Source organism: Sphingomonas sp. LR55 (genome assembly GCF_036856015.1).
GTDB lineage: Bacteria > Pseudomonadota > Alphaproteobacteria > Sphingomonadales > Sphingomonadaceae > Sphingomonas.
Genome location: NZ_JASPFO010000001.1, coordinates 861,054 through 884,413, shown reverse-complemented (window position 1 = coordinate 884,413; position 23,360 = coordinate 861,054). Strand labels below are relative to the sequence as shown.

Here is a 23,360-nt window from a genome sequence, read left to right as displayed (position 1 = left end):
CGCTACGCGCATGCGGAGCGGGTTCCAATCGATCCTGAAGCGGCATCGGATAGACACTACCTACTTCAACGAGCGCATATGATGTCCGCGCTGCACGGCGCCCGTCGCATGGGTTTGCGCGTGGCCGATTAGAGACCGTGAAACGGTTATGGCCTCGGGCTGAAGGACAGCACGCGAGGCGCATGGGTGAGGATGATGCCCATCTCCTGACCGGTTCGTCAACGAGTGGGAACTGGCCACCGAGCCGATCAGTCCTGCTCGGTGACGCAAAAATGTAAATCATGGCTTGCTGTCGATGCTGGCGTCGAACCAGCCCTTAGAGGTGCTTCTCGGCCGGAGCATAGACTGGCACCACCCAGTACCGGAATTTAACGCGACTTTCCGCGCTTCCCCCTGCCGATTATACGGCGCAGGCAAACGTGGCTGCAAGAAGTCCCATTTAATCAAGGCTGTCGGGCTGCCTGCGACTTTGCTCTTTCCGCTGCAAACGGCTCGGCCGCGGACCAGCTAGGCCAACCACGTCCCGTGGCGATCTCGCGACCGAGCCCATAGGCAACGCTGCCCTCCTGCGCGGCGCCCGTCATGTCCCAGCGGGGATCGAATTCGTCGCAAGTCTGATGATAGCATGCCGCGTTGTAGCGCGCTCGCTCCCGCTCGCCGGCAACGAGACCACCATTGACGAGATCGCGGCCCGCACGGAAATACACGCCGGGCACGCCCTTCTGTGCCAAGGCGTAGTGATCAGACCGGTAGTACCAGCCTGCCTCGGTGTTTTCCTCGGGCACGATCTTCAGCCCTTGCGCAGCAGCGACGCGCGCTAGGTCGGTTTCCAGCGGCGTCCTACCGACACCGATCAGTTCGAGATCATGCGTCCGGCCCAAGACGACATGCGGATCGAGATTGAACTGCGCCGCCGTGATTGCGAGCGGCAGCGAAGGGTGTTCGGCATACCAGCTTGCGCCGAGCAGCCCCTTCTCTTCTGCCGTCCACAGGGCGAACACTACCGAGCGCCGGGGTCGCTTCGCACTCACGAAGGTGCGGGCGATCTCCAACAGCGTCGCGGTCCCAGTACCATTGTCGATTGCACCGTTGCGGATGCGGTCCGCGGGCGGATCGAACGCGTTCTCGCCATACGCATCCCAGTGCGCGCCGTAGAGCACACTGCCGGCGGCTGGATCAGTGCCGGGCAGGATACCGACGATGTTGTGGCTGACGACACGGTCAAGAGAGACAGTCGTCGACGCGGTGAGATACGCGCCCTTGAGTTCGACTGCCCCAAAGTCGGCCTTCTGCGCGGCGAGCTTTGCGGCGGCATAGTCGAGACCGCCCTGTTTGAGCAGCGCGATGCCGATGTCATTGCGCAGGGTTCCACGCAAACCGAATGCAGCCGGCACGCTGCCGGTGTCGAGCGCATATCCCGGGACGGCATCGCCCTTTGCAAGTTGCAGCCATGGGTAACTCGACGGGAACGTGTCGTGGATTTGGAAGAACGCGGCAGCACCGCGTTTCTGCGCCTCGGCAAGCTTAGTACGCGCTGCGGGCGATGAAGCCCGGCCACCGAAGCCGAGATCGCGCCCCGCCTCGACATCCGGATCGCCCGCGAGCGCCACGACCACTTTACCGCGCACATCCACGCCGCGATACGGATCATAGCCGAGGCGCGGTTCGACAACGCCATAGCCAACGAAGACGATGGCTGCGTGGTCCAACCCGGCGGTACCGACGATCCGGGAACTCGCCGCGACGTCGGTGCCCGGTGTGAGCGCCCGCTTGGCGCCTCCCAGATCAAGCGTGAAACTGGCACGATCGCGGGTCCAGCGGAGCATCGGTACCGTCTGGCGATATCCCTCATCGCCGCCCGGCTTCAAACCAAGCTGCTTGAACCGAGCATCAAGGAACGCGAGCGTTACCGTTTCACCGGCCTGCGTCGGTCCGCGGCCATGGAAATCATCCGCGCTGAGCGTGCGGACATCGGCCTTGATCCGAGCGGCGGACAGAATCGGTGGAGCCGGATCGGTCGCAGCGGTGAGGAGGAGGACTAGGGGAAGCAAGCGTTTCATTACAACAGGATGACCGCGAACCGGCATTGACACAAGCGCGATACGACAATCGACCGGACTGCATCACCACGCCGCTCGTTCGGCACATGAACTTCGCAAGGTATGCAATTATGGACTAAACCAAACTCGGTACCACCGGCCTCGACGTATCGCGGTCGTGTCTCGGCAAGCGCGGAATGCCGCCGGAACGGGCTGGTACCCAGTCAGAGTACTAGAGCGGTACCAGACGCCATGGTTGGTACTTTCTCCTTAGGCGCTACCATGGCCGGCATGAAGACAGACAAGATCGACGACAGCATGCGGGCCGCGATCCTGCGCCTGACGACAGGTGAGCGGGAGTGCTTGAAGCGTTGTCTGGATCATCAGACGGCCAAGGAGATGGCGCTGGATCTGCGCGTCTCTCCTCACGCTGTCGAAAAGCGTCTCAAGATGGCGCGAGCCAAGCTGGGCGTGTCGTCCTCGCTTGAGGCGGCAAAGCTGGTGGCAGCAGCCGACGAGTCCAACCGCTTGGTACCCCAAGCGTCCGGCCTATCCGGAACCGGCACGATCGTTGAGGAGGTTCCCGCCGCCATTCCGCACCCGCCGATCACGCGGGGTGAGCAGCGCCCCTCCACCTACGTGATTTCAGGAGCGATCCTTATGATCTTAGTCGCGGCAGCCGCCCTCATCGTCTGGCTCCAGGCCTCTGGCCCTGGCGGCCAACAGGCATTTCCACCCGCCGTCGCCAATGCGGCGCCGGCAACGTCAGCGACCGCAGCGCCAATACCAGGCACCGAAGCTGTGCTGCGGCAGCTTGTCGCCGGTCTCGCGAGCGGCTCACCTGATTACGAAAAACTTTCGCCTGGGTTCGCTGAGGTCGTTCGCCGCGACCTGCCCATGACCCACCCCATGTTCAAGGCCCTCGGCGAGCTCAAATCTGTGACGTTTCGCTCACGCGGCATGAAGAACGATGACATCTACAACCTTGTCTTCACCAACGGTGAGGTCCTGATGTCGGCCGCGCTCGATGCCGAGGGCAGAATGGCGGGCGGCATACTGCAACCAGGCAACCGCATTCCTTCTTCCGCGACGCCATCCCCTGGCACTGAAGCTGCAGTAAGGCGCCTTGTCGCTGGTCTCGCGAGCGGCTCCCCCGACTATGACAAGCTTGCCCCGAAATTCGGCGATCTGGTGCGCAGTGATATGCCGATGTCACAACCCATGTTCAAATCCATGGGCGAGTTGAAGTCGATCACGTATCGGGGGAAGGGCAGGATGGGGGACGACGTCTACAATCTGGTCTTCGCCAACGGTGGAGTATTGATGTCGGCTTTCCTCGACGCGAACGGACGAATGGCCGGAGGGTTCATCGCTCCGCCGAGCACACCGCTTCCTTGATCCTGCAAAGTTGCGGCCGGAAAGAGGCCTCCATGACGCAAATGTTCACGTGTCGGGAGCGAGGTGACGTCTTACAACTTTACAACTGCCTCGTGACCTCGCTCAATCGCCCGAGACACGGGACCCTTCACTGAGCGCTGCCACGGTTTTGGATGCGAGAAAGCGGCCGTTTTTCCTGTGCAGCGACGACCCATTTTCCGTCATTGAGCCTTTAGGTAATTTAGGTGATCAGCTGAGGCTGTTCGAGATACCTCATTCTGCACAAGGCATCCAACAAAAACTGTCGTGTTTGCCGAGGGCCTCACCTACAGACCGTCAGGCTTAGGCAAGGAAACCTAGTGATGAGGCGCTGGATCACATTTGGAATCGTGGTGGTTGGGGTGGTGCTAATTGCTGGCCTTGCCATTATGCTGCCGAATTCCGCAGCGGGAAAGGGCGAGAACGGGACCTTTGTCAACGACTACTGCGGAACGATCACGCTTACCGATGGCGAGATGTTACTGAACGGCCAGCGCAAGATCCGCTATACCGTGGCCCTAGACGCGGATGGGCCGTACATACTGCCGCAGGTATATGTTGGCGCCGTTCCAGACATCGGGTTCGACGTGGACGGTACCCGCTCAATCTTGAAGCTTCGCCTCGACCGGCTCCCGGCACCGACCAGAATCGTCCTCCACGAAGGCCTGACGCCCTATGTCTTCACTCGACATGCGTCGAGCCGCCGTTAGTTGCGGTCTCGAGGCCGCCCAAAACGTGGTGAGGGAACCAACTACAATGGTCTCGTCGTGAAAATTCTGCCTGACCCACCTTCGAATTCGACAAATCGGCGGTCGGCCCCACCATCTTCTGGCAGACCATAAGTGGCAGTCGCTAGCGGGCCAGACACGCTGCGCCGTTTTCGTCCTTCACGTGGCCTGAGCGGCTAAGGCCGCTCAACAACCCGCGCTCGTCCCTCGCCATGAAACGCGACTCCATCCATCTCTCGACTTAAGCCGTCGATCGACTGAGGCGCGTCATCGCCATGGCTGCCACGGCAAGCAGGAGGATCGCGCTGGCCTCGAACACGATATTTTCAGGCGCCATGTCCTTGCTTTGCAGCACGATGAGCCGCGCCAGCGCGGTGATCGCGATGAATATCGGATAGATAAAGGTGGCGCCTTTGCCGGTGTAGAACACGTTCACCATGACGATCACCTCGGTGTAGAGAAACATCAGAAGGATATCGGCGAGATTGATCGACCGGGTCTGGTAGATCTGGTAGATCTCGGTTGCCGCACCGCAGATCGTCATCAGCGCGACGAGCAGGAGTAAAATGCGTTCGACGACATGAAAGCCGATCGACGCGACAGTGTGCTCGGTTTCGCCCACTGTCGGCTTGAAGGACCGATCGGCGACGATGTCCTCCTTCGAGGCGCCTGCCTGATCTTCTCCGAAAGACTTCATGCAAGGCCCTATGCAACGCGTATTGTAACTACTGCCGGGGGCAGAGTGGACGTGGCGCCGGACACATCGGCGCCACGAATAACGTCACGGCATGAGCACCGTGTCCACCACGTGGACCACGCCGTTCGACTGCATCACGTCTGCCGTCGTCACGGTCGACTTGCCGCCCTTGGCGTCGGTCAGCACGATCTTGCCGTTCGTGACGCGCGCCGTGAGCGCCTCGCCCTGCACGGTGGTGAGCGTCGCCTTGCCGCCCCCGGCCTTGATCGCGGCCAGCGCATCCTTCGCAGTGATCTTCCCCGGCACGACGTGGTAGGTCAGAATACCCGCAAGCTGCGCCTTGTTCTCGGGCTTGAGGAGCGTCGTCACCGTGCCGGCGGGCAGCTTCGAAAAGGCCGCGTTCGTCGGTGCGAACACCGTGAACGGGCCTGGGCCGGACAGCGTCTCGACGAGACCGGCGGCCTTCACGGCGGCAACAAGCGTCGTCAGGTTGCTGGCGGCAGAGGCATTCTGGACGATGGTTTTGCTGGCATACATGGCGGCACCGCCAACCTTCGGGTTAGCCGCGACCGCAATAACCGGCACCGCAACCGACAGTGCGAGGCAGACGCCCAATGTGCGCGCGATCCGTGATGTCATCTTGGTTCTCCTAGCATCATACACTCCCGTCTGCCGGCCACCGACAAGCGTTCGGGATCCTGAAACGACGGGCCTGAAGGGGAGTCACAGCGCCTTTTCGGGGCGCGCAATCACTCACCATCAGCCCGTCTGCGGTCTCGGCACTAGGCGTTCGCCAGGCAATACGGACCAAAGGACGGGTCCGACCTACCCCGATCGGCAATGCGATCCCCGATACGCTGCCGTGCGATCATATCCTCTCGTCGAGCGACGCGACGCTGGCCGGCACGGGATACGGCCCAAAGTCCGTATCGTGACACGATTGACGAGAGCGTAGCGAAACCCACCCGCGGGTCTGCCCCCACCAGCACCGATCGGGCGTTGCAGCCGTTCGCCCCTGTCGCGGTGCCGCATCCGCGGTTATCGCACGGGATCGAACGACCGCTCGTGGAGCGCCGCAGATCCTCTCCCGACTCCCAGGAAAGACGACCGTCATGACCCGCCAGCGCGCTATCGTAATCGGATCGGGGATCGGCGGCATCGCCTGCGCGATCCGCTTGCAGAGCCTCGGCTTCGATACGCAGATCGTCGAGCAGCTCGGCGATGTCGGCGGCCGCGCCTATGTCCGCCGCGTCGATGGCTTCGTCTTCGACATGGGCCCGACCGTGCTGACCGTTCCGCATTTCATCGAGGAGCTGTTCTCGCTCGAGCGCGACGCGGCGATGCTCGACGAACCGGACTTTCCGCCATCGGTGCTCGCCGAGGGTAGCCGCATCGTATCGGGCGCAAGCGGCGGCCCCAACACGCAGCGCTACGTCGACATCGTGCCGATCCTGCCATTCTACCGGATCTATTTCGACGACGGCAGCTTCTTCGATTACGACGCCGATCCGGTCAACGTCCGCGCGCAGATCGCGCGGTTGGCCCCTGAGGATCTCGACGGCTACGAACGCTTCCACGAGGCCGCCCGCGCGATCTTCGAGCGCGGCTTCCTCGAGCTCGGCTATACCTATTTCGGCTCGCTCGGCTCGATGGTCGGCGTGCTCCCGGACCTGTTGAAGCTCGGCGCGATCCAGCCGCTGTTCTCGCTGATCTCGAAATATTTCAAGAGCGACAAGATGCGGCAGGTGTTCAGCTTCGAGCCGCTGCTGATCGGCGGTAATCCGCTGAAGGTGCCCGCAATCTATGCGATGATCCATTTCGTCGAAAAGACCTGGGGTGTGCATTTCGCGGTCGGCGGCACCGGCGCGCTGGTCAAGGCGATGGTCCACAAGTTCGAGGAACTCGGCGGATCGGTGAAGTTGAATGCCAAGGTCGATCGGATCGAGGTCGAGAAGCGCGGCCGCAAGCGCGTCGCGACCGGCGTGACGCTGGCGAACGGCGAAACGCTGGTGGCGGGTCTGGTCGTCTCGAACGCCGACTATGCAGCCACCTATCTGAAGCTCGTCGACAAGGCGCACCGGCGGATTAATCGCGACGCGCTGGTCAAGTTCCGCAAGCAGAGCATGTCGCTGATGGTGATCTATTTCGGCTATCGGATACAGGATGGCGACCCCGACCTGCGGCACCACAATATCATCCTCGGCCCGCGCTACGAGGAGCTCCTGACCGACATCTTCGAGCGCAAGATCCTCGCCGACGACTTCTCGCAATATCTCCACATCCCGACGATCACCGACCCCAGCCTTGCGCCGGCGGGCCATCACGCGGCGTACACGCTGATCCCGGTCCCTAACAACCAGAGCGATATCGACTGGGATGCGGTCGGCGAAGGCTTTGCCGACACGGTGCTGACCTTCCTCGACGAACGCGGCTACATTCCCGGCCTGCGTGAGCGGATCGTCCATCGCAGCTTCGTGACGCCGGACTATTTCGAAGAGGTGCTGGGATCGCACCTCGGCAATGGCTTCGGGGTCGAGCCACGGATGACGCAGACCGCGTTCTTCCGCCCGCACAACCGCAGCGAGGATGTCGCGAACCTCTATCTGGTCGGCCAGGGTACACAGCCGGGCGGCGGCACGCCCTCGGTGATGATGTCCGCGAAGATGACCGCGCGCGAAATAGCGCGCGACTTCGCGATCGATCCGCGGATCGTCGGCGGCGTACCGGGCGCGTGTGTCGGGGATCGAGCGCTGGCGATGGGACTGGCCGGGGTCTGAACGGCCGGCCAGCGGCACGCGCGCTACACGGCGGCCAGGGCGCAACTACGCCCGGGGCTTTTCAGCCATGCATGGTCTGGATGAGCGCGTGATCGCGCATGCGCAGGATCGGCCTGCAAGGCCAACAAAGACGATCGTAACCGTCTCGTATATCTCCAACCGGTGGCACCGGGACGTTGCTGCCCCGGTGCCGGATTGTAGAGGTCTCAGCCGGTCGGCAGCAGCACCTTGTCGATCACGTGGATCACACCGTTGGTGCAGGCGATGTCGGCGGTCACCACCTTGGCGCCGTTGACGGTCACGCCATCGGTGCCATCGACATGGACCGTCGCGCCGCCGGCGGTTGCCGGGTCAAGCACCTTGCCGCTCACGTCCGCCGCCATCACCGCACCGGGCAGCACGTGGAGCAGGAGGATTTCGGTCAGCTTGGCCTTGTTCTCGGGCTTGACCAGATCATCGACGGTGCCGGCCGGCAGCGCGACGAATGCGTCGTCCGACGGTGCGAAGACGGTGAATGGCCCCTCGCCCTTCAGCGTGTCGACCAGCCCCGCGGCACCGACTGCGGCGACCAGCGTCGTGAACGAACCCGCAGCGACGGCGGTGTCGACAATATCATGCTTGGTATCGGTCATCTTCTTCGTCCTGAATCAGAGAAAAATAGCGCGTTTGCCAAGGTTCAACCGGCGCCACGATCCGCCGCAGCCGCCGTTTGGGGCCGAAGATCAGAGTTCGTCGCGCCGTGTCGTCGTCTGGCGCACCCCTCATTCCACCCGGCCATGCGATGCGCGATATGACCTTTCGGTCGTATGGAAATCGGCGTCGTCAATACCACGTGCCAATCCACCTCGGGAAAAGGGCTGCAGCTTTTTCCAACAGTTCCGGGATGTCGGCAGCGCTGCCGTAGGCATCCGAAAGCTTTTTCCAGCCAGGGTCACCAAGTCCGATCGTAACCCAGCCTAAGCGACGTATCCTATGTCCGCAAAACCCGGTTGCGGAATGCACGGTCTTGTCGAGACTAATTGACGAGGGTCAGACCCGCGGAACCATCACGAACGGATCGCTACACGTAATTCGGTCGGGGGCGTCGATGCGCCCTGATACCCGACGCAGATAGTTCGGGACATTCGCTGCACCGATCGTGATGTCGTACCACCCATGGCTCTTGCTTAGCGGCCAGCTACGCTGGGCTTCGGTCAGCGGCGTCACCAGGGTCGTCGCGCCGATGCGTTCGGTCCGCGCGATCAGCTTGTGCGTGTGGTGCCCGGCGGGAAGAAGCAATGTCATCTCGGTCGTGGTCGCGCGCCAGATCAGCCCGGACAACAGCGCCGGGTCGTCCCTGTGCCCCATGAAGTGTCGGTGAAACCCGTTCGGACCGAGCACCCAGAGATCGTAGCGGCCTTCGTGATCGAACGGCCAGCGCCCATCCAATGCGTGTCCGGGCTCGACCGTGAAGCGGCGCGGCGTCTGGGTCAGGTTGGTCCGATCATAGACGTGGAACACCGCAGCCTGCGTGCCGTCCGCCGCGAAGCGAAGCGTGATCGCGCCATCGGCGATCGTCTCGCCGACGGTCAACGCATACGGTAGCGGGCGAGCACGACGGATCCCGGGTTCCTGCCATGGAGGCGATGACCCGGCCGGTGCCTGCGGGCTTACCTGCTTGGGGATCGCGGCAGCCCGCGCGGCGTCGGTACGCGGATCGGGCATGGCGGCGAACGGCGCAGGATCTGCGGCGGTGAAGTCGAACGCGGAGGTCAGGTCACCGCAGACCGCGCGGCGCCAGGGCGTGATATTGGGCTCGTGAAAATCGAACCGCTTTTCGAGGAATCGGATTACCGAGGTGTGATCGAACACCTGCGAATTGACCCACCCGCCCCGGCTCCACGGCGAGACGACGTACATCGGCACGCGCGGGCCTAGCCCGTAGGGACGACCGCGATAGGCGGCGAGGTCGATCGCCGCATCGCCCTTGCTCGGTTCCGTGTGATAGCTGCCGGCCAGATCGACCGTCGAGCCACCAAGTAGCGTGCCGTCGGCCGAACGCGACGGCGGCGCAGGGGCGGGACGTGATCGAAGAACCCGTCATTCTCGTCGAACATGACCAGCAACGCGGTCCGCGCCCAGACCTTCGGATCCGCGGTCAGCGCGTCGAGCACCTCTGCGGTATAGGCAGCGCCTTGCGCGGGGCTCGACGGACCGGGATGTTCCGAGCCTTTCGCGGTGGCGATCACGTATGACACTTGCGGCAGTCGCCCGGCGAGCACGTCGGCGCGCAACATGTCGAGCCCGCGTGTCGTCAGCGCACGGTCACGTAATGCAGGATCCCCGCTACCCTGGTGCGCGTCGCGAAACGTAGCGAAACCGACCAACGGGTTGTCGGTGAAATTGTCGGCCATGTCTTGGTAGATGCGCCAGTCGACGCCCTTGGCCTGCAACCGCTCGACCACCGTCGTCCAGCGATACGGCTCGGCAGCGCCGCCGTCTGCGGGGAAACTGTCGTGCGAATTGCCGATCGCGGGGCCACCCATCGTGCCGCCGGGATCGTTGGTGCCGCTCCACAGGAACAGGCGGTTGGTGTTCGTGCCGGTCTGGACCGAGCAATGATACGCGTCGCAGACCGTGAACGCCTCGGCGAGCGCGAACTGGAACGGGATGTCCTCGCGCCGGTAATGCCCCATTGCGCGCTGGCTCTTCGCCTCGGGCCAATGCGCCATCCGGCCCTCGTCCCACCCGCGCTGCGCATCGGGCCAGCTGTGCGGCGTGCCCTCCATCCGCATCAGGTCGAAATTCGTGCGCGTGGCGAGATGGAACGGTAGGACGGTACGCGCGCCGCCGGCCGCCGTCCGGTCGCGCTGATACCAGACCGGCGCAGGCTTCGTCGCATCGGCCGCCGAAGGCACGGGGATCGGCAACCGGTCCGCAAACCCGCGGACGCCGCGCAAAGACCCGAAATAATGATCGAAACCGCGATTTTCCTGCATCAAGATGACGACATGCTCGACATCCATGATCGACCCCGTCTTCACGTTGGGCGCGATCGCCGCCGCCCGTGCGATCGCCGCGGGAAACGCGGACAGCGCCGCCCCGGTGAGGCTGGCACCTAGCAGCGAACGGCGGGAAACGTCGGTCATTGGGGCAATCCACATGTGAAGGACATGGTCCGCAAACGCCGACGAACCATGCCCATTTCAGATCAGAAGTCGAGCGACAGCGACGCGGTCACGGTCCGCGGCGTGCCGAGGAACGCCGAGCCACCATCGGCACTCGACAGATAGCGTTCGTCGGTCAGGTTGGTCGCCTGCACCGTGAACGACACGCCCTTGAGCTGCTCGCTCACCGCCTCAAGATCGGCGCCGACATAGCCGCTCACCAGCGTGAAGCTGCCGGCCTGGGCCTTGCCCTGCGTGTCGATATTGCGGTCGCCGACGAACTTGGTGGCGACGCCTGCCTTGAAGAACGACATTTTATAGTCCGCCGAGACCACCCACATCGTGCGCGGCGAATTGATCACCTGCTGGCCGGGCGTCACGCCGACATCGGCATCCTGCGCGGCGTTGCCGGTGCCGATATAGGTCGCGTGGTTGTAGGTGAAGCTGCCCGACAGCGTCAGCGGTGGCAGCACGCGGTAGGCCAGCGCCGCCTCGATACCGCGGCTCTTCACCCCGCCGACGTTCAGATAGACGCTGTCCTGCTGCTCGAGATAATCGATCCCGGTGACGAGGTTCGATGAGATCGAGACGATCTGGTTCTTGAACTTGATGTCGTAGCCGGTCAGCGACGCCTGGATCCGCCCGGTATTGTAGCGCGCCCCGATCTCGATGTTGTTCGCGGTTTCCGGCCGCAGGTTGCGAGATCGTCTCGGGCGGCTGGCCGAGCGGTCCGTTGCCGATCGCCGCGAAGTTCTGCGAATAGCCGGCGAACAGCTCCATGCCCTGCAACGGTGTCGCATAGGTCAGGCCGGCATTGATCAGCGGATCGGAATGCGACTGGATCGACGTCGTGCTCAGATTGCCGAGCAGTTCGGTGCGGCTCTGGTCGAGGAAGAACTGTTTGACGCCGAGCCGCGCCGTGACCGGGCCATAGGTGACCGCGTCCTCGGCATAGTACATCACCTCGTCGAGCCCGTAGTCGGTGCTGAACTGCACGTAATAGGGCGTGCCGTCGAAGGCGGGGCCGACCCGCGCGTTGGTGATCTTGTGCCAGTCGCGAAGCTGGTTGGCGCGGCTGTGCTCGAACCAGAATCCGGCGCGGAACTGATTCTGCACTACGCCGAAGTCATGCTGCCAGTCGACGTCGCTGGTGAAGCCCATGCGGTCGTTCTTGTAGTGGGTGTGACGGTACGACATGACTGGCGTCGCGTTGGATGCGTAGCAGGTCGGCGAGTATTCGGCAGGCACGCCGCTGGTGCCGACGCACCCTGGCGTCAGGGTCGCCGCCGCACCGGTCGGCGTGACGAAGTAGATCTTGCCGAGCGCATCGCTGCCGCGCACCGTCGGGCCGCCGACATATTCGCTTTCCGGGTTGCCGCTGCCGTCGTTGCGGACATCGACCAGGTACGGCGGCGCGAAATCGCCGCGGCCGCGCATCCGGTGATAATAGCCCGCCACCTGCAACTTCACTTCACCGAGTTCGGTACGGGCCTTCAGATACCCGAACAGGTTCTTCCGCAGCGCGCGCGAGGTCGGGCGATAGGCCTGGTCGACGTACGGCAGCCCGGTCCAGCTGTCGGTATAGGCGTCATGGTTCGGATCGTTCGCGAACTGCGCGGGCGATACCGATCCGAACTCAGATTCATCCGCATCGTCGTACGAGACGAACCCTGTCAGGTCGACCGTACCGACACGGCTCAACACCTTGGCGTCGATATGGTCGCGGCTCGTCTTGCCCGATCCGCCGATCCAGTCGCGCACGCGTGAGGTCGATGCGCTGACATAGGCGGTGGTGTTGGGCGCGATGGTGCCGGTATCGCCGCGTACGTAGAATTTGCGCGCACCGAAATCGCCCCCGGCGGCGGTGAAGCGCAACCGGCTGTCCGTGGTCGGATCGGAGGTCACGTAATCCAGCGTCGCACCGAGCGCTTCGTTCGAGCGTGACGAGATGTCGGCGGTCCCCTGCGACACGTTGACGGTCTTGAGGTCGAGCACGTCGATATACCGGTTGGCGCGCGATCCGCCGCCATAGCCCGAGCCGCCGTTGGGCAAACCGTCGATCGTCGAGCCGATCTGCTGGCCACCACCACCGCCGCTGTTGAAGCCGCGGATGCTGATCGAGGTCGCCCAGTCGGACGAGCCGAACGCGTCGCCCTCCGCGACGAACACGCCGGGCAGTTCGTTGATGACGTCGTTGACGCTGGCGAGCGCGGACTGACGGTCGATCATCGCCGTGGTCACGCGCGTGTTGGCAAATGCGGTCGACTGTCCGGTCACGACGATCTCGTCGCTGCGCGGCTGTTCCGCATCGCCAGCTGGCGTCGCGGACGGCGTTACGGTCGTCTGCGCGCGCGCATTCGTCGTCGCCGCGATCGCCAGGATCGCAGCCCCCATCATCCACTTGGTCATGTCGTCTTCCCCTTGCCACGGTCCGAGTATTGCCGGGCATCCTGTGACGCAGCCCTTGCAAGCGCCGTGTGACATGGCTGTGACATCGTGTGGATATTGTTGGTATTTTGTGGCTTGTACCCAACGGGAGATGCGGAGAAACAGGCCGTACAGGAGAAGCCGTGTGACGCAGTCGGATCGTATCGCCAGTCTAGTCGCGTTGCTCGAAGCGCGGGGCTCGTGTTCGATCACGATGCTCGCGGATCACTTCGCCGTATCGGACGAGACGATCCGGCGCGATGTGCGGCAACTTGAGGCGAGCGGCCGCGCGTACAAGGTGCATGGCGGGGTCAAGCTTCCCGACACCAGGCTGGAAGCGCCATACCGGTTGCGGATGCAGGCGCAGGCGGACGCGAAGCAGGCCGTCGCGCGCCAAGCGGCGACGCTGATCGAGGACGGGATGACCGTGCTGATCGATTCGGGCACCACCTCGTGCTGGGTCGCACGCGCACTCGCCGATCGGCGACGACTGACGATCGTCACGAACAACCTGGAGGTGGCAGGCGACATGCTCGGTCGCGACGGGATCCGCGTCTTTCTGGCCGGCGGCGCGGTCAACGTCGATTATCGGGCGACGTTCGACGCGGAGGCGATCCGGTATTCGCGCGGCTTCTCGCCCGACGCGACGATCCTGTCGATGGGCGCGATCGAGGCGAAGCGCGGCTTCATGGATTTCGAACCCGACGAGGCGGCGTACAAGCGCGCGCTGCTCGATGGCGCGCGCCGAGTAATCGTCGTCGCCGACGCGGCGAAGTTCGACCGCGCCGGCACCGTCCATGTTGCCGACTTCGCGCAGGTCCACGATCTCGTTACCGACCTTCCCGCGCCACCGGCGATCGCCGATGCCGCGACACGCGCCGGCGTCCGGCTCCACACCCTCTGATCGCCCTCACCGCGTCGGCGGATGGCGGACGAACCAGAATGCCGAGACGAACGTCAGCACCAGCAGCGCGGCGCCGGTCAGCACGCCGGCATCGAGGAACAACCCGAGCCAGTTCCGCCCGGGGGCAGTCGTGCTCCGCATGAGCAACAGACCGATACTGCCCGAATAGCCGAACGCGTCCGCCAGATAGATCAGGAATCCCGCGGTGCCAGGCGACGGACTCGCGGCCATGATGCGGTCGAACAGGATCGCGCTGAACGGGGCATAGGCGAGGTAGATCCCGATGCCGGTCAGGATCATGCCGGTCACCGGCCCGATCGCCCCTGCCCGCAACGCCAGCATCGATCCGCCAAGGATCACGGCGCCCGCCATGATGACGCCGTGGATCGTGACCACCGCGTACCGGTTGTCGCGTACCAGCCCCAGCATCGCCAGGCCGAGCAGCACAATCACCGCCACGGGCACCTCCGTCGCCACGTACAGCGCAGGCGTCGCCGGGTGATCGAGCGCCATCCACAGCTCGGGCGCGAAATTGTCACGCAGGTCGCGAAGTGCCGCCAGCATCGTATAGCCCACAACCAAAGCGGTCACCGGCACCCAATGCCGCTTCAGATACGCGCGCCGCGCTGCCGCATCCATCGGCCCACGCACGCCTCTCGCGATCGAGTCCGCCGCATCCGGCGGGGGAGAACGCGTCAGCGCCGCCACGCTCACCAACAACAGCGGCGTGAAGATCAACCCGGTCAGTGCCGGCATCCAGAACGCGCTGACGCCGTGCTCCAGTAACAGGCTGCCGACCGATCGCGTCACGCCCGACGACAGGATGAAACTCGCGGTCAGGATCGACGCGAGCACCTCTGAATTGCGCCGCCCCTCGAGATAGCTGAAGACCAGCCCCCAGATCATCCCGAGCGGCAAGCCGTTCAGCAGCATCGCCAGCGGGCCAAACCGGGCAGGCAACAGCGCCAGCAGCAACAACGCCGCCCATGCCGCTCCGATCAGCGACAGCATCAGGCGCATGCGATGCTCCGGCCGATGGACCGAGACGACATGGACCCCGATCATCTTCGACAGTGCGTAACCGACCGCCTGCGACAGGATCAGGGCCGTCTTGTAATCGAGCCCGGCAAACACGGCCGGCACGCCGTCGAACCCTGCCGCCGCGATTGGCTTGCGAAACCCGTACATCGCAAAATACACGCAGAACGCGGCGATGCCCGGCGCGGTCGCCGTCAAGGTGGTTGGGAGGCGCATCGACGACGACAGGGACCGTAAGTTCACCGGCAGTCGCTAGACCAGTCACGTTGCATCCACGTGACGCCGTTTCGCGTCGGGCTGCCTCACCCCTCTACCAGATCCGGATCACCGCAAGGAAGCCGCAGCACGCCACCGGGTTCTCCACGGCCTGGATCCGGATAACCCTTCTTCCATGACCGCGTTGCCGCCTCGCGACGGCAAATCGCTCAAGACTCCTTCGTCCATCCGATGGCATTCAGGAGGACGTCGAACAGATGCGTGTTTGCGAAAAAGCCATGGATAGTCTCCGCCCCTGGCCCCGAGGCAGCGGCAATAACTTCCTCGCCGGTATGACCGTCCTGGACCCCGATCACGTCGTTGCTCGCGATCGTGGCGCCTGGTTTGGCCGCGGCTGCGGCAAACTGTTCGGCGAGCGGTGCGTCACGATCGCCGCCCGACATGCGCAGGCCAAAGCTGTGGTCGGCCGTGAACAGGATGAGCGTGTCCTTGCCCGCAATGGCGGTAACGCGGCGGATCATGTCATCCATCTCGACGACGTGGCGCAGCCCCGCTTGCGGGTTATCGGTGTGCATGTCCCATTCGACCATCAGGAAATAGCCCTTGGGGTTGCGCGCGAGTTGGCCGATCGTTGCCTCGACGGCCGGTAACGGCGCGTAATCGTCGTCGCGCAGAACGGCGGCCCGCGCAGCGGTGCGAACGAGCGCCGGATCCGAACCGTAGCGATACCCCGCCTTGGCAAAGGCCTGCTCGGGCGTCTGCTGAATCTTCCCAAAGGACGCGACCGCGTCCTTGCGGCCCTTGCCGATCAGGATGTCGACGCCGTTCCCAAAGCGGGGCGCCAACATCTGACGGAAAATCTCGTCCTTGTCCTTGCGGGACGCGACGTGCGCGTAACACGCTGCCGGGGTAGCATCCCAGATCGGCATGTTCGTGACGACCCCGGTAGAAAGACCGTGCTGCTCGGCATATTCGAGGAACGTCTTGACCGGCTTCACCTCGCCGCCCGAGCTCGCCGGCACGACCGATACCATCGCATTGTTCGTCTTCCGCCCGGTCATGATCGCAGTCATGCCCGCAGCGGAATCCGTCACCCATCGGTTGAGCGACGAAGTGTCCGATAAGCCGACATGCGGCATCGACTGGATGAACAGGGATTGCGGTTTATCGTGCGCAAGGATGCCTGCGGCGTTAAGCGTCGGCAGACCGCCGGCATCGCCCAGGAACACGATGACGTTGCGGAGCTTTACGGGTCGCGCTTGAGCGGACGCTGCGCCGCTCCCCACCAGACCGGCGGCCAGACAGCACGCTGCCAATACATCCTTACGCAACGTGCGTTCGGAGGTGCTTCCGGTTCTTGTCATTGGTCGAGTCCCAGACTGGTAACGCGTTCGAGCGAAGATTTGTGAGTTGTCGCTACAGCGAGCATCTTACCCATTTGTGACAGCAGCGTTTGCAATCCCGCTGCGAAACCGCGCCCCTTAAAGGCGGCCAGGAATGACACCCGTCACCGTCCAGTCACGCAATCATCATGGGACAGTAATGTTACCGTAGTCCCGCCGTCATAGCCCGCCCCCATAGCGCTGTGGACACGTCGGCCGGTAAGGCCGGGACACATTGGGGTTCGAGTTACCATGCAGACGATCACGATACTGCGGGGGACCGCGGCGTTGATGGCCATCGCCGTCGCCACCGGCCCGGTCGATGCACAATCAGCGCCGATCGCACAAAAAGACACTATGTCGGCGCCCGATGCCGGTTCCGGAGATGAGATCCTGGTTACGGGCCGCCTCGGCACCGTCGCGCAGAAGAAGGTGGATGCGAGCTATTCGATCACCACGATCAGCGAGAAGGACCTTCGCGAGCGAGCGATCGGCAACCTGGCCGAGGCGATGCAGCAGATCCCGGGCGTGTGGGCGGATTCCTCAGGCGGCGTCGGTGCGAACAACACGCGCGTCCGCGGCATCCCGCGCGGCGGCTACGAGTCGCTCGCGGTGTACGAGGACGGCCTGCCGATCCAGCATGATCCCGGCATCAACTGGATCAATGTCGACCAGTTCCTCCGCATCGACGAGACCTATTCGGGGATCGAGGCGGTCCGCGGCGGCCCCTCCTCGATCTTTGCCGCCAACGCGCCCGGCGGCCTCGTCAACTTCATCCCGCGCAAGGGCACGCCGCAGCTGAGCGGACTGCTCAAGCTGACGACGTCCGATTACGGCCAAATCCGCGGCGACGCGTGGCTCGGCGGGCCGATTGCGGACGGGTGGCGCTTTCGGTCGGCGGCTATTACAACAAGGACCAGGGCATCCGCGATCCGGGGCCGGCGGCGAACAACGGCGGCCAGGGCCGCGTGCTGATCTCCAAGGATTTCGCGCGGGGCAGCATCTCGTTCGGCGTGAAGTACATGGAAGATAACAACTTCTTCTTCGACGCCATCCCATTGGTGCGCAACGGCGACGATCTGAAGCCGCTCGCGCCGTTCAACGGCCATGACGACACGCTGACCGGACCGCAGGACGGTCGCGTCCAGATCAAGACGCCCGACGGTATCCGCAAGGCGCAGTTCAACCTGTTCAACCAGACGAGCGACCTGCAATTCACGCTGAAGGGCAATACCGAGTTCGACGACGGCACGACGATCAGCGGCGGGTTCCGCTATCGCGACTCCACCACCGATCGCAACGCGCGGGCTGAACAGCCTTAATACGCAGGCGGCGCAATTGTCCTCGGTCCGTGCCAACGCGGTCAAGGCGTTCGCAGGCCGCGGCGCGACCGACGTGCGGCTGGTCTATAACGACGATGGCAGTGCGTATGGCGCCAATGCGAACGGCAACGGCCTGGTCGGGGTCAACACCTTCCAGTCGATCCAGAATCCGATCAAGGAGACCATGGGCCTGATCGAACTCGGCCATGTCTACGAGACCGGGATCGGTCGACACGACGTGAAGCTCGGCCTGTACGGCACCACCGCAGACTGGGCGCATGATCGCAACGACGGCGTCGGCCTGACCGAAGTCGCGCCGAACGCACGCCTGCTCGATATCGTCGCGGTCAACGCGGGCGGGCAGGTCGTCGGGCGCGTCACCGACACCGGCATTCAGCGCTACGAGGCACGGTTCGCGCATTCCTATGGCGGGTATGAGGACGTCGCGTTCTACATTTACGACGAGTGGCAGGTCACGCCGAAGCTGCGCGTCGATGGCGGCTTTCGCTACGAGACGATCTGGATCCATGGCTATTCGGAAGGCGTGAAAAGCTTCAATCTCGGCAATCCCGACACCCTCGCCGACGACAACGTCTTGTACGGCTCGGGCGTGTTCAACCGCTTCGACCCGAAGTTCAGCGACCACAGCTACACGATCGGCGCGAACTGGCAGTTCATCCCCGAGGCGGGCATCTTCGGGCGCTACACCAGCACCTACCGCCTGCCGCAGATCGGCCAGTACCGCGACAACGTGCTGCCGACCGGCATCCGCAGCCAGTCGATCGAACAGGCCGAGGCGGGCGTGAAGTTCCAGAAGCCCTGGGGCAGCCTGTACGCCACGCTGTTCTACAATTCGTTCAAGGACGTGCAGTTCACCAACACGTATATCGACCCGGCTAGCTTACGCATCGTCCAGGAGATCAATTACGGCGACGTCAGCACGACCGGAGTCGAGCTGGAAGCGAACCTGAAGCCGGTGCGCTGGTTCGACGTCTCGGCGACCGCGACGTACCAGGAGCCGAAGTTCAAGAACTATACCTACAACACGATCGTCGCCGGCGCGCCTGTCACCACCTCGTTCGACGGCAACCGCCCGTCGAGCATGCCGAAGGTCATGGCGAGCATCCGCCCGCGCGTATCGCTAATCGGCGGCCGCCTGCGCGTGCTGGGCGAATGGCGGTATGAGGGCGACAAGTTCAACGACGATTCCAACCTCGTGAAGCTGCCGGCGTTCTCAGTGTTCAATGCCAGTGCCGAGCTGGACGTGACGCAGAACGTCACCGTGCAGGTCAAGGGCACCAACCTGTCGAATGCACTCGGGCTGGGCCAGGGCGGCGGACAGCAGCTCGTGCCGGGGGCGGCGGATGGTGCGGTGATCCTCGCCCGACCGATCTTCGGCCGCGCGGTGCAGGGTTCGGTGTTGTTCAAATTCTGATCGGGAGAGTATCCGTGAAGCGATCGATCTTGGCGGGGCTGACCCTCGGCCCTCTTACCCAAACGGCAATGGCGCGCGATACCGCGCCGCCGCTGCGGATCAACGACGTGGCGGTGATCGGCACGCATAACAGCTATAAACAGCCGATGCCCGCCGCGACGATGGCGAAGGTCCGTGCGGCCGATCCGGCGATGGCGGATGCGCTCGATTACTCGCATCGCAGCCTGACCGAACAACTCGATGCCGGCGCCCGGCAACTCGAGATCGACGTGAACTACGATCCGCAGGGCGGCCATTACGCGCGCGGCTCGAACGATCCGAAGCTCAGACGGCCGGGCTTCAAGGTGCTGCACATCCCCGGCATCGACAACGCATCGAGCTGCGTCCTGCTGACCGAATGCCTGACGATCATCCGCGACTGGTCGGCAAAGCATCCGCGTCACGTGCCAATCCTGCTGATGTTCAACGCGAAGGACGAGCGCAACGCCGCGCGGGGTGGGATCGACGCGCTGCCGTTCGACGAGACGGCGTATGATGCGCTCGATGCGGAAATTCGCTCGGTGATGGCGCCGGCCAAGCTGATCGTGCCCGACGATGTGCAGGGTCGCTATCCGACGTTGCGCGAGGCGGTGCTCGCGGACAATTGGCCGTTGCTGGAGGTCTCGCGCGGGAAATTCCTGTTCGCGCTCGACGAGCCGCCCGCCAAGGTCGCGGTGTACCGGGGCAGGCGGCGTTCGCTCGAGGGGCGCGTGTTCTTCATCAACACCGACGAAGCCTCGCCTGCGGCCGCCTATCTGACGCTCAACGACCCGGTCCGCGATGCCGACCGGATCCGCCGCGACGTCGCTACCGGGTTCATCGTCCGCACGCGGGCCGATGCCAACACGCGCGAGGCTCGTGCCAACGACATCGTTCCTCGCGACACCGCACTGGCGGGCGGCGCGCACTATGTCTCGACCGACTATCTCTGGGCCGATCCGCGGCTGCCCGGCGGCTATCACGTCGCCCTGCCCGGCGGGCTGGTCGCCCGCTGCAACCCCGTGCGCCACCCCAAGGGCTGCGGCGATCTGGAAGGCGCCGCAAAGTGATCCGCAGCCTGTCGCTGCTCGCCGTCCTGGCGCTGACAGGCGCGGTGGATGGTCCCGCCGCCTATCTCGCGAACCAGTCGATGCCGGACCTGATGCAGGTCCTGCCCGCCCCGCCCAGGCCCGGTTCGCCGCAGGATGCCAACGACCGCGCAACCTTCCAGCAAACGCGCGCACTGCTCGGTACGCCGCGGGGCGAGATGGCGACCCGCGACGTCACCGACGACCGCTTCACTGTGTTCGCCTGCGCGATCGGCCGTAAGCTCGATACGTCATCGTCCCCTGCCCTCACCCGCATCTTCGCGCGGATGAACGACCAGGGCATGGTCGGCCGCGCCAAGGACGGATTTGCCGTCAAGCGTCCGTACCTGAAAGACGACCTGCCGATCTGCGAACCGAAGACCGCACATCTGGCGGGCAATGGCGACTATCCCTCGGGCCACACGACTTCGGGGTGGTCCGCCGCGCTGATCCTCGCCGAACTGATGCCGGATCGCGCCACCCGGATCCTGCGCCGTGGACGCCAATATGGCGAGAGCCGCTACATCTGCGGATCGCACAGCCGAAGCGCGGTCGAGGCGGGCTATATGGCAGGATCGGTGCTGGTCGCGATGCTCCACACCTCGCCGGACTTCAGGCGTGAGATGGACGTGGCGCGATCGGAACTCGCCGAGGTCAAGGCGCCTGCACCGGACGCGAACCGGTGCAGGGCCGAAGCAAAGGGCGCCGGTCAGGGATGATCCTCGGCCGTCACGTGCGCACGGATATGGAATGTGTTGTCCGCCACTTCGTCCATGTCGAACGGGACCGCCATGCGATAGCCGTCCTTGGCAAGCGCGGCCGCCAGTCCGCCGAGCAACATTTCCTGTCGCCGATCCAGATCATTCTGCGACACCAGCGGGCGGATCGTCGCGGTCAGCGAGCATTGCCTGGTCCGGCATTCCATCGCGACCTCGGATAGCAGGGGATACGCACGGCGGAGGTCCGCAACCGCAGTCTCGACTGGCATTGCGGTCGGTGCGACGCGGGTCGGCCTGATCGGGGTGAGCGGTACGGCCTTGGCGGCGGTAATAGGCGCGCCGCGGACCACGATGATTCCCGTTACCCGATCCGAACGCGCCGAGGATGCCATCCGGCGATTATCCCGCTCACGGCGAGCATCGACGTCACGCCGAGCAACACCGCACCGGATCGGAAACGAACGCTTTGCATACGGCCTCCACAGCGCCGAAGGACCCTGCGCTACCGAGTGACCGGCGGCGCAGGGTATCGATCAGCAGATGGTGGAGCCCGATGGGCATCCCGGCGAGTCACCGCCGGCATCGACGTTGGCGTCGGAGCGAATTACCCTTGATCGTCGCGGATTGGATCACCTGCGTGCCGCTGACGTTGCCGGTCAGCGCGTTATAGCCGCCCGCCGCGATCGCCCAGTCGTCGCGCTTGTCGGCAAGGTGTCCGTACAGCAGGTCGACATCGATCTTGAAATTGTCGCCGGGATGATATTGCAGCGCGCTCGTGACGCCGATCCGCTCACGATCGGTGTACCAGGTCGATGGCGATTGCGCCTGAGGCGCGAAGATCGTGCCACCGCGCAATAGTGCACGCGTCGCCGCGTCGATCTCGGGGCCGATATTGTTGGCGCCGTAGGTGACCTTGCCCCAGTTCCAGTTGCGATAGCCATATTCGTTGTTGCGAACCTTCGAATACGCGACCGAGACGAGCGCACCGAAATCGCCCTGACGTTGCGAGAACAGGCCGACGAGCCGCGGGGTGACGCCGTTGGTCTGATCGTTCGTCTGGGCCTTCGCGGACAGCACGATCTTCTGGCCGTCATAGTCGAAGGGCTTGGCGGTGAAGAGCTGTACGGTGCCGGCGATGCCGCCCTCGTCCTGGTTGGCGGCGTAGCTTTTCTGCACGCTGACGCGGTTGAACAGCTCGGACGCGAACAGACTGAAATCGAAGCCGCGGCTACGGCTGACATTGCCGCGGTTGTCCATGCCGGAGGCGGTGTTGCCGAGCACCTCCATGCCGTTGAGCTGCGTGCGGGTGAAATCGGGGCCGAGACCGCGCAGCGCGATCTGGCGTCCCTCGCCCGTGTCGCGGGTGATGGCGACACCGGGGACGCGCTGGAGCGCTTCGGCGAGATTCATGTCGGGAAACGCGGCGATGTCTGACGCCACAATATTGTCCTCGGTCCCGACCGCGCGACGCTTCAGGTCCTGCGCCGCCAGCAGGCTGCTGCGATAGCCGTTGACGACGATGTCCGGGGTGGTCTCCGGCGTTTCACGCGCGAGTGTGGTCGCCTGGCTAGCGGCGGCCGCAACGACTGGCGCGTGCGCGCCAACAGTGCTTGGCGGCGGCGGTGCCTGGTCCCGGCGGAGGATCGTCACGCCGTTGCTCTCGACCGGACGCAAACCCGTGCCGCGTAGCAGCATCGCGAGCGCGGCCGACGTGGTGAGCCGCCCACTGACGCCCTTGGTCCGCTGCCCATGAACGAGCGCGGGCGCGGCGATGACCTGCATGCCGGTGACGCTCGAATAGGCTGACAGCGCCCGTGCGAGATCGCCTGCGGGAATGGCAAACATCCGTGCGCCCGTCGACTGCGCATCCGCCACCGTCGGTGCGGCTAGAGCGAACGCTACCAAGGCCAGTGCCGACGTTCCGTGAAACCGCGTCATCATATTCCCCCGTCTTGGCGCCATCAGACGCCACCCGGAGGGAAGACGGCCGGTGCCGCCAAATCCGGAC

The 23,360-nt window shown here is 64.2% G+C and carries 20 protein-coding genes and 1 pseudogene; 9 read left to right on the top strand and 12 right to left on the bottom strand.

Features of this window, described 5'->3' with window-relative positions; translation table 11 throughout:
• Positions 1-443: 443 nt before the first annotated feature.
• Complete coding sequence (locus QP181_RS04320; RefSeq protein WP_333927731.1) at positions 444-2,060, bottom strand: M28 family peptidase; 1,617 nt, start codon at positions 2,058-2,060, stop codon at positions 444-446.
• Positions 2,061-2,321: 261 nt separating this feature from the next.
• Here QP181_RS04320 and QP181_RS04315 point away from each other — a divergent pair, with 261 nt between their 5' ends.
• Together QP181_RS04315 and QP181_RS04310 are read left to right on the top strand one after the other, a co-directional pair.
• Positions 2,322-3,437, top strand: a complete 1,116-nt coding sequence (locus QP181_RS04315; protein ID WP_333927730.1) for a helix-turn-helix transcriptional regulator — start codon at positions 2,322-2,324, stop codon at positions 3,435-3,437.
• A gap of 341 nt (positions 3,438-3,778) precedes the next feature.
• Positions 3,779-4,165, top strand: a complete 387-nt coding sequence (locus QP181_RS04310; RefSeq protein WP_333927729.1) for a hypothetical protein — start codon at positions 3,779-3,781, stop codon at positions 4,163-4,165.
• Between the two features lie 259 nt (positions 4,166-4,424).
• On the opposite strand, the gene QP181_RS04305 is transcribed toward QP181_RS04310, so the two are convergent.
• Positions 4,425-4,805, bottom strand: coding sequence for a phosphate-starvation-inducible protein PsiE (locus QP181_RS04305; RefSeq protein WP_333927728.1), 381 nt, complete (start codon positions 4,803-4,805; stop codon positions 4,425-4,427).
• Between the two features lie 159 nt (positions 4,806-4,964).
• On the bottom strand, positions 4,965-5,519 hold the full coding sequence (locus tag QP181_RS04300) for a fasciclin domain-containing protein (RefSeq protein WP_132896567.1): 555 nt from the start codon (positions 5,517-5,519) through the stop codon (positions 4,965-4,967).
• Between the two features lie 473 nt (positions 5,520-5,992).
• Between QP181_RS04300 and crtI the strand changes: the two genes are divergently transcribed.
• Entirely contained in the window at positions 5,993-7,657 is a 1,665-nt protein-coding gene (gene crtI / locus QP181_RS04295; RefSeq protein ID WP_333927727.1) for a 15-cis-phytoene desaturase CrtI, read from the top strand.
• A 206-nt stretch (positions 7,658-7,863) separates the two neighbouring features.
• Here crtI and QP181_RS04290 read toward each other — a convergent pair whose 3' ends face one another.
• The 5 genes and pseudogenes from QP181_RS04290 to QP181_RS04270 form a co-directional block, all read right to left on the bottom strand.
• The gene (locus tag QP181_RS04290; RefSeq protein ID WP_333927725.1) at positions 7,864-8,289 is read right to left on the bottom strand and encodes a fasciclin domain-containing protein; all 426 of its coding nucleotides are present in this window, start codon (positions 8,287-8,289) and stop codon (positions 7,864-7,866) included.
• 397 nt (positions 8,290-8,686) lie between these two features.
• Complete coding sequence (locus tag QP181_RS04285) at positions 8,687-9,655, bottom strand: phospholipase domain-containing protein (protein ID WP_333929544.1); 969 nt, start codon at positions 9,653-9,655, stop codon at positions 8,687-8,689.
• Positions 9,571-10,785: an alkaline phosphatase family protein gene (locus QP181_RS04280; protein ID WP_333927723.1), complete on the bottom strand. Its 1,215-nt coding sequence runs from the start codon at positions 10,783-10,785 to the stop codon at positions 9,571-9,573. Before QP181_RS04280 ends, QP181_RS04285 begins: the two co-directional genes overlap by 85 nt.
• Positions 10,786-10,847: 62 nt before the next feature.
• Entirely contained in the window at positions 10,848-11,603 is a 756-nt protein-coding gene (locus QP181_RS04275) for a TonB-dependent receptor domain-containing protein (RefSeq protein ID WP_333927722.1), read from the bottom strand.
• Positions 11,604-12,735: 1,132 nt separating this feature from the next.
• Positions 12,736-13,197 (bottom strand): annotated as a pseudogene (locus tag QP181_RS04270) (TonB-dependent receptor plug domain-containing protein); the annotation flags it as partial.
• 178 nt (positions 13,198-13,375) lie between these two features.
• On the opposite strand from QP181_RS04270, the gene QP181_RS04265 reads away from it, so the two are divergent.
• Entirely contained in the window at positions 13,376-14,134 is a 759-nt protein-coding gene (locus QP181_RS04265) for a DeoR/GlpR family DNA-binding transcription regulator (RefSeq protein ID WP_333927721.1), read from the top strand.
• Between the two features lie 6 nt (positions 14,135-14,140).
• Here the strand turns inward: QP181_RS04265 and QP181_RS04260 are convergent, their stop codons facing one another.
• Both QP181_RS04260 and QP181_RS04255 read right to left on the bottom strand, forming a co-directional pair.
• A complete protein-coding gene (locus QP181_RS04260; protein ID WP_333927720.1) occupies positions 14,141-15,370 on the bottom strand; it encodes a DUF5690 family protein in 1,230 nt (409 codons plus the stop codon).
• 227 nt (positions 15,371-15,597) lie between these two features.
• Complete coding sequence (locus QP181_RS04255) at positions 15,598-16,719, bottom strand: alkaline phosphatase (RefSeq protein ID WP_333927719.1); 1,122 nt, start codon at positions 16,717-16,719, stop codon at positions 15,598-15,600.
• Between the two features lie 303 nt (positions 16,720-17,022).
• Between QP181_RS04255 and QP181_RS04250 the strand changes: the two genes are divergently transcribed.
• From QP181_RS04250 to QP181_RS04230, 5 genes are read left to right on the top strand one after another with little or no spacing between them, the layout of a single operon-like run.
• A complete protein-coding gene (locus QP181_RS04250; protein WP_333927718.1) occupies positions 17,023-17,745 on the top strand; it encodes a TonB-dependent receptor plug domain-containing protein in 723 nt (240 codons plus the stop codon).
• A complete protein-coding gene (locus QP181_RS04245) occupies positions 17,652-18,092 on the top strand; it encodes a hypothetical protein (RefSeq protein WP_333927717.1) in 441 nt (146 codons plus the stop codon). Before QP181_RS04250 ends, QP181_RS04245 begins: the two co-directional genes overlap by 94 nt.
• A gap of 16 nt (positions 18,093-18,108) precedes the next feature.
• Positions 18,109-19,527 carry a TonB-dependent receptor domain-containing protein gene (locus tag QP181_RS04240; RefSeq protein ID WP_333927716.1) on the top strand — a complete coding sequence of 473 codons (1,419 nt, stop codon included), beginning with the start codon at positions 18,109-18,111 and terminating at the stop codon, positions 19,525-19,527.
• 14 nt (positions 19,528-19,541) lie between these two features.
• Complete coding sequence (locus QP181_RS04235; protein WP_333927715.1) at positions 19,542-20,615, top strand: phosphatidylinositol-specific phospholipase C1-like protein; 1,074 nt, start codon at positions 19,542-19,544, stop codon at positions 20,613-20,615.
• Positions 20,612-21,352, top strand: coding sequence for an acid phosphatase (locus tag QP181_RS04230; protein ID WP_333927714.1), 741 nt, complete (start codon positions 20,612-20,614; stop codon positions 21,350-21,352). The genes QP181_RS04235 and QP181_RS04230 overlap by 4 nt, the downstream gene beginning before the upstream one ends.
• Here QP181_RS04230 and QP181_RS04225 read toward each other — a convergent pair.
• Positions 21,343-21,744, bottom strand: a complete 402-nt coding sequence (locus QP181_RS04225; protein ID WP_333927713.1) for a hypothetical protein — start codon at positions 21,742-21,744, stop codon at positions 21,343-21,345. The genes QP181_RS04230 and QP181_RS04225 overlap by 10 nt on opposite strands.
• Positions 21,745-21,922: 178 nt before the next feature.
• A complete protein-coding gene (locus QP181_RS04220; RefSeq protein ID WP_333927712.1) occupies positions 21,923-23,290 on the bottom strand; it encodes a TonB-dependent receptor in 1,368 nt (455 codons plus the stop codon).
• Between the last annotated feature and the right edge of the window lie 70 nt (positions 23,291-23,360).